Annotated in this window: 5 protein-coding genes; all 5 read left to right on the top strand. The window is 73.2% G+C overall.

Translation table 11 applies throughout. The annotated features are described in order from the left end of the window. Window positions 1-109 precede the first annotated feature (109 nt). From HF577_RS26370 to HF577_RS26350, 5 genes are read left to right on the top strand one after another with little or no spacing between them, the layout of a single operon-like run. On the top strand, window positions 110-1,627 hold the full coding sequence (locus HF577_RS26370) for an amidase (protein WP_169398651.1): 1,518 nt from the start codon (window positions 110-112) through the stop codon (window positions 1,625-1,627). After that, window positions 1,624-2,430: a 5-oxoprolinase subunit PxpA gene (locus HF577_RS26365; protein ID WP_169398650.1), complete on the top strand. Its 807-nt coding sequence runs from the start codon at window positions 1,624-1,626 to the stop codon at window positions 2,428-2,430. Before HF577_RS26370 ends, HF577_RS26365 begins: the two co-directional genes overlap by 4 nt. Then, complete coding sequence (locus HF577_RS26360) at window positions 2,427-3,764, top strand: cytosine permease (protein WP_211174851.1); 1,338 nt, start codon at window positions 2,427-2,429, stop codon at window positions 3,762-3,764. The genes HF577_RS26365 and HF577_RS26360 overlap by 4 nt, the downstream gene beginning before the upstream one ends. Before the next feature lie 25 nt (window positions 3,765-3,789). Further along, window positions 3,790-5,319, top strand: a complete 1,530-nt coding sequence (locus HF577_RS26355) for an amidase (protein ID WP_169398649.1) — start codon at window positions 3,790-3,792, stop codon at window positions 5,317-5,319. Continuing rightward, window positions 5,316-6,335 carry a formamidase gene (locus HF577_RS26350; protein WP_169398648.1) on the top strand — a complete coding sequence of 340 codons (1,020 nt, stop codon included), beginning with the start codon at window positions 5,316-5,318 and terminating at the stop codon, window positions 6,333-6,335. Before HF577_RS26355 ends, HF577_RS26350 begins: the two co-directional genes overlap by 4 nt. Window positions 6,336-6,409: the final 74 nt, after the last annotated feature.

The following is a 6,409-nucleotide window of genomic DNA, read 5'->3' as shown; positions in this document are numbered from 1 at the left end:
GGCCACCACCACAACCCCACAACCCCACCGACCCGCGCGTCGCGGGTGTCCTCGGAGGTTCCGCCTCCGGGGCGCTGCGGCGCGCCCGCCGAACGAGAGGAGACCTGAGGTGACCTACGAGGAGATCACCACCGCCGGCTTCCATGACCAGCTGCGAGCCGGCGCCACGACCAGCGCCGACCTCGTGCGCTGGTACCTGCAGCGCATCGCCGACCTCGACGCCGCAGGCCCGCGCATCGGCGCCGTCGTCACGGTCAACCGGAACGCCCTCGCCGATGCCGAGGCCCTCGACGCCGAGTTCGCGGCCACGGGGAAGTTCCGCGGCCCGCTGCACGGGGTGCCCGTGCTCGTGAAGGACCAGGCCGAGACGGCCGGGATCCGCACGTCGTTCGGCTCGGCGCTGTTCGCCGACTACGTCCCGGAGCAGGACGCCACCGTGGTGTCGCGGCTGCGCGCGGCGGGGGCGGTCGTGCTCGCGAAGACGGCGATGTGCGACTTCGCCGCCGGCTGGTTCTCGTTCTCCTCGCGCACCGACCACACGAAGAACCCCTACGCCCTCGCCCACGAGATCGGGGGTTCCAGCTCCGGTACCGCCGCGGGCCTCGCCGCGAACCTGGGCCTGCTGGGCGTCGCGGAGGACACGGGGGGTTCGGTCCGTGTCCCCGGGTCCTTCGCCAACCTCTTCGGGCTGCGCCCCACCACCGGCCTGGTGAGCCGCACCGGGTTCTCGCCGCTCGTGCATTTCCAGGACACGCCGGGGCCCCTGTGCCGCACGGTCGGCGACGTCGCCGTGCTCCTCGACGCGATGGTCGGATACGACCCCGCCGACCCCTTCACCGCGGTGGCGCCCCGCACCACCGGGGCGGGGGGCTACGCCGCCGCACTGGCCGGAGCGACCCTCTCCGGTGTCCGCGTCGGCGTACTGGCCGACGCGTTCGGGGCCCATCCGGAGTCGCGGCCGGTCAACGACCTCGTGCGGGCCGCCGTCGGTGAGCTGCGGGCCGCGGGCGCGGAGGTCGTCGACGGGCTGGAGGTGCCCGGCCTGCAGGACTGGGTCAGGGGCACGTCGCTGTACTCGCTGCAGTCGAAGGAGGACATCACCGCCTTCCTCGCCGCCCGTCCCACGGCTCCGGTGCACAGCTTCGACGAGATCTACGCGAGCGGGATGTTCCACCCGCTGACCGACCTGATCGGGGACATCGCGAACGGTCCGCGGGTGGCGGCCGACGGCCCGGACTACCACCGGATGCGGCTGCGCCAGGAGGAGTTCCGCCGGGTGCTGCTGCACCTGATGGCCGGGGCAGGCGTCGACGTCCTCGTCTACCCGACGGTGCAGGTACCGCCTCCGAGCCGCCAGGAACTGGCCGATCTGCGCTGGACGGCGCTGACGTTCCCGACCAACACGGTGATCGCGTCGCAGAGCAGCCTGCCGGCGATGACCGTGCCCGTCGGGCTGACCGCCGCCGGCCTGCCGGTGGGGATGGACGTGCTCGGGCGCCCGTTCGCGGAGACGCAGCTGCTGAGGTTCGCCAAGGCCTGGGAGGAGCACGCGCAGCCGCGGCGGGCACCGGTTCTTCCCGCGGTGGGCACACCCCGGCCCGGGGTGGTCGCCGGAGCGGCGCGATGAGCGTGGCGGTCGGTCCGGCGCCGGTGACGCCCCGGACGCTCGACCTGAACTGCGACCTCGGCGAGAGCTTCGGCGTCTACCGCTACGGCGCCGACGAGGCGGTGATGCCGCTGGTGACGTCGGCGAACGTGGCGTGCGGCGCCCACGCGGGCGACCCCGCCACGATGCGGACGAGCGTCGAGCTCGCCGCCCGGCACGGTGTCGCCGTCGGCGCCCACGTCGGCCTGCCCGACCGGGAGGGCTTCGGGCGCCGCATGATCGCCGTGACGGCGCAGCAGGTGTACGACCTCTGCCTGGCCCAGATGGGCACGCTCTCCGCGTTCACCCGGGCCGCCGGGGTCCCGCTCGCGCACCTCAAGCTCCACGGCGCGCTCTACATGATGGCGATGGACGACTCCGAACTGGCGGACGCGGTCTGCCGCGCCGTCCGCGCCTTCGACGCCGGCCTGCCGGTGTTCACCCTGCCCTCCTCCGCCCTCGCCGCCTCCGCGGCGGCGCACGGGTTGGAGGTCGTCGAGGAGTTCTTCGCCGACCGTCCCTACCGGGACGCGACGGTGATGATGTTCGGCTGGACGCCGGAGGACCTCGGTCCGCCGGCCGCCGCAGGCGACCGGGTCGAGGCCATGCTCGCCGCGCCCGCGTTCGCGTCCGTCGGAACCGTCTGCGTCCACAGCGACACCCCGGACGCCCCCGCGCTCCTGCGCGCCGTCCGCGCCCGCCTGCGTCGCCTCGGCTGCGACCTGCGCTCGTCCCGCCGGCCCATGGCCGAGCCGGCCCACCCGATCGGAAGGACCACCCCGTGAGCACCACCAGTGAGAAGGACCAGCAGGTCCACGAGCACCATGCGCTCGAGCTCGAGTCGGAGTTCGAGCACGAGCCCGTACCCCTGTCGCGCAGGAGGTCGCTCGGCTCCGTGTCGGCCGTCTGGTTCGGCTTCCCGATGATCATCACCAACGCCGTGTTCGGCGGCACCACCGTCTACGGCCTCGGCTTCTGGCGCGGGATCTCCGCCATCGTCATCGGCAACATCATCCTGCTCGTCTACGTCGGCTCGCTGAGCTACATCGCCGGCCGGACCGGCAAGAACTTCGCGCTCACCGCCGCCGAGACGTTCGGCCGCCACGGCGCGACGATCGCGGCCGGCTTCCTGTCCACCGTGGTGATCGGCTGGTTCGCGTTCCAGACGGGGCTCACCGGGTCGACCCTGCACACCTCGCTCGGCCTGAACGAGACGTGGATGATCCTGATCGCCGGCGTGCTCTACATCGCGATCACCTTCATCGGCATCCGGGCGCTGACGGTCATCGGCCTCATCGCCGCCCCGATGTTCGTCGTGCTCGCCGTGGTCGCGCTCGTGCTCGCCGCCCGCAACGGCGGGCTGTCCGGCATCACCAGCTACCAGGGTGGCGGCCCGGGTGCCACGGTCTTCAGCCTCGGCGCCGCGGTCACGATCACCATCGCCGGCTTCGCCGACTCCGGCACCATGACCGCCGACTTCACGCGCTGGTCGCGCAGCGGGCGCGAGGCCGTGATGGCCGCCTTCACCGCCTTCCCGGTGGCCAACTTCATCTCGCTGCTCGTCGGCGGCCTGGTCGTCGCCGCAGGCAAGGCCGTGGACCCGGCCACCAACGGTGGCGACTTCCTGCCGATCCTCACCAGCCACGGCCCGGTGCTCTCGGTCATCGCGGTGGTCTTCGTCTTCGCCAACCTCGGCTCGGTCTGCTGCCACTGCCTCTACAACGGCGCCGTCGGGTGGAGCCAGCTGACCGGCGGCAAGATGCGCGTGCTCACGGTCGTCCTCGGGCTCGTGGGTCTCGTCGCGGCGCTCGCCGGCGTCTGGAGCTACTTCTCCGACTGGCTGAACCTGCTCGGCATCTTCGTCCCGCCGATCGGCGCGATCCTCATCGTCGACCAGGTGCTGCGCCGCCGCGGCGGCGTCCGGGCCGTGCGGGCCTGGCGCCCCGCCCCGTTCGTGGCCTGGGCGGTCGCGTCGATCGGCTCGTACGCCGTGCACGTGTTCGCCCCGCAGCTCAGCGAGGCCGTCGCCGGCCTCGTGCTGGGTGGCGTCGTGTACGCGGTGATCGACGCGCTCAGCCCGAGCACCGCCCCTGAGCCCGCATCGGTGCCGGCCGCCTGACCGGCGCAAGCAGAGGAGGACACCCGTGGACGTCACCCAGCTGTGCTCGCTCCCGGCCACCGACCTGTCCCGGCTGGTCCGCGCCGGGGAGGTGTCACCGGTCGAGGTCGTCGACGCGGCGCTGCAGCGCGTCGAGCAGCTCGACCCGCAGCTGCACGCCTTCGTCGAGCTCACCGCCGACCGCGCGCGGAAGCGGGCGCGCGAGATCGCCGACGCCGTGGCCCGCGGGGAGGACGTGGGCCCGCTGGCAGGGGTGCCCGTCGCCGTCAAGGACCTGATCGCGACGGCCGGCATCCCGACCCGCTCGGGGTCGCCCGCGTACCGCGACTTCGTGCCCGACGAGGACGACGTGGTGGTCGAGCGGATCGTCGCGGCGGGCGCCGTGGTGCTGGGCAAGACGACGGTGCCCGAGTTCGGCTACAGCGCAGTGGGGCACAACCCGGTCTCGCCGACCGCCCGCAACCCCTGGAACCCGGCCCTCACCCCGGGTGGGTCCAGCGCCGGGTCCGGGATCGCGGTGGCCACGGGAATGTCACCGGTGGCGCTGGGCAGTGACGGCGGCGGATCGGTGCGCATCCCCGCCGCGCACTGCGGCGTCTACGGGTTCAAGGGCTCGATGGGACGGGTCCCGCTCTACCCCGGCTGCCGCGACGAGCGGTACCCCGGGATGTCGGGCTGGGAGTCGCTCGAGTGCATCGGCCCGATGACCCGGACCGTCGACGACGCCGCGCTGATGATGTCGGTGCTCGCCGGTCCCGACCCGCGCGACCGGCACTCGATCCCGGCCGGTGACGTCGACTGGAGCACCGCCACGGGCGGGGACGTCCGCGGGATGCGCATCGCGTTCAGCACGGATCTGGGCTACGTCGCCGTCGACGCGGCGGTCCGCCAGGTCGTGATGGAGGCCGTGCAGGCGTTCCGCGAGCTCGGGTGCGTCGTCGAGGAGGTCGACCCCGGCTGGCCGGACCCCCAGGACACGTTCTGGCGCCTGGTGGTGGCCGACACCGACCTGACCGGAATGCGGGAGCTCGTCGAGCGGTACGGCAGTGAGATGTCGCCCCACCTCGTCGACCTGTGCTCTCGCCGGTGGACGGGGGAGCAGCTCACCGACGCCGTCATGGCGCGCAAGGCGGTGACCAACCGGATGTGGCGGCTCATGGCCGACTACGACCTGCTGGTCACGCCCACCCTCACGGTGCCGCCGTTCGCGCTCGGGATGCAGGGCCCGGAGGAGGTCGACGGCCGCATCGTCGGGTCGTCGGCGTGGCTGAGCTTCACCCAGCCGATCAACATGACCGGCCAGCCCGCCGCGAGCTGCCCTGCCGGGATGACGGCCGACGGACTGCCCGTCGGCCTGCACATCGTCGGGCGCCACCTCGACGACGCGGCGGTGCTGCGCGCCTCGGCGGCGTTCGAACGGGCCCGTCCGTGGGCGGATCGCTGGCCCGCAGTGGTTCAGGAACAGGCAGTGATGCAGGAACAGGCGGGGGCGCAGGAACAGGCGGGGGCGCAGGAGCAGGCGGGCGAGCCCGCCGGGATCGGAGTGACGTCGTGAGTGGACTGGGTGGGCTGAACCCGTCACCGGGCGGGATGGTGCTGGGCCTCGTGCAGGCCCCCGTGCCGATCGTGACGGAGCCGCCGGACCTGGCGGCCGCGGTAGACCGGATCGCCGCCACGGTGACGGGTGCGCGACGTGCCCTTCCCGTGCCCGACCTGCTGGTGTTCCCCGAGTACAGCCTGCACGGCCTGGATCCCGCGTCGTGGCTCGACGACCGGCTGCTCTGCGACGTCGACGGCCCGGAGATCGCGAAGCTGCGTGCGGCGTGCGCGGAGGCGCGCATCTGGGCGTGCTTCTCGATCATGGAGCGCAACCCGGGCGGTGCGCCGTTCAACACCGGGGTCATCGTGGACGACACAGGTGAGCTGCGGCTGCACTACCGCAAGCTGCACCCGTGGGTGCCTGCCGAACCGTGGCACCCCGGTGACCTCGGCATCCCTGTGTGCGACGGGCCGGCCGGCTCCCGGCTGGCGCTCATCATCTGCCACGACGGGATGCTGCCCGAGGCCGCGCGCGAGGCCGCCTACCGCGGGGCGAACGTCATCCTGCGCACCGCCGGCTACACCTACCCGATCCAGCAGGCCTGGCAGATCACCAACCAGGCCAACGCGTTCTGCAACCTCGCCTACACCGCGTCGGTCTGCCTCGCGGGCCCGGACGGGGCGGGGATCCACTCGCAGGGCGAGGCCATGGTCTGCGACGTCGACGGCACCGTGCTGGAGCAGGGCGACGGGACTCCCGGCCGCATCGTCACCGCCGAGGTGGTGCCGGCACGGGCGGACGAGGCCCGGCGCGGCTGGGGCGTGGAGAACAACATCTACCAGCTGGGCCACCGCGGCTACAGCGCCGTCGAAGGTGGCGCCACCGACTGTCCCTACACCTTCATGCAGGACCTGGTGGCCGGTCGCTACCGGCTGCCGTGGGAGGAGCAGGTGCGCCACACCGACGGTACCGGGGCCGGCCTCGGCACCCCGGCCGACGTCCGCGCCGCCGCCCGGCCGGCGGGCGGCTGAGGCCTCGGCGGGCCGGGACGGCTCCGACAAGGACGTACAAGAGACGTGGTCCGGCGCCGGGCCACGATGGAGCG

It is taken from the genome of Pseudonocardia xinjiangensis, from assembly GCF_012911925.1.
Lineage (GTDB): Bacteria > Actinomycetota > Actinomycetes > Mycobacteriales > Pseudonocardiaceae > Pseudonocardia > Pseudonocardia xinjiangensis.
The sequence above is the reverse complement of the archived record's forward strand: the minus strand, read 5'-3'. Positions and strand labels throughout refer to the sequence as shown.

Coding starts and splice junctions, on each gene's coding strand:
- HF577_RS26365 (WP_169398650.1), top strand. CDS start 1,624: ATGAGCGTGGCGGTCGGTCCGGCGCCGGTGACGCCCCGGACGCTCGAC.